This window comes from Yeosuana aromativorans, assembly GCF_014646655.1.
GTDB lineage: Bacteria > Bacteroidota > Bacteroidia > Flavobacteriales > Flavobacteriaceae > Yeosuana > Yeosuana aromativorans.
Window position 1 is genome coordinate 1 of the sequence record NZ_BMNR01000034.1, and the last position, 535, is coordinate 535.

A 535-nucleotide genomic window follows, 5' to 3' on the forward strand; every position below is an offset into this window, starting at 1 on the left:
TGTTCTATTTTTAAACGCTTATCAGCTCTGTTTTTATACTTATAGTAAGCATTGCGTTTATGTCCGAAACAATTGGTTATAGTAGTTAAAGAAGCAAATCCCTTGGCTTTTTCTTTGGCTATGATTAAGGCTTTGTACTTAGCTTTTTTTTTAGTTCAGCAACAGATTTATAGCCTAGGTCTTCAGCAGCTACTTCCAGGTATGAATCCAATACCAGGGCATCCAGATCCTTTTTTAAGAGTAGCTTTTTAAGTTGTTCAATCTCTTTTTGAAGTTCTTTAATTCGAGTTATTTCGTCTTTTGTTTCCACTTTTACTCTGGTGTTCATAAGGTCTTTACGGTTGTGCTTCCTGATCCATTCATTAATGGTGGTAGGCGCAATACCATAGAGTTTACCTAGTTGGTTTTTGTTAAGTTTTCCGGTTGTAATTTCGTCCAGAATTTTCAGTTTAAAAGGTTCTGAATACCGTCTGATTACTTTGTCATTTTTGTACATAATGTTTAAAATTATGTAGCCTTATTTCAGGACGGGTCA

1 protein-coding gene is annotated in these 535 nt (G+C 34.6%); it reads right to left on the reverse strand.

The window, feature by feature from the left end:
- Window positions 1–124: 124 nt before the first annotated feature.
- Complete coding sequence (locus IEW94_RS16835; protein WP_188655265.1) at window positions 125–496, reverse strand: transposase; 372 nt, start codon at window positions 494–496, stop codon at window positions 125–127.
- Between the last annotated feature and the right edge of the window lie 39 nt (window positions 497–535).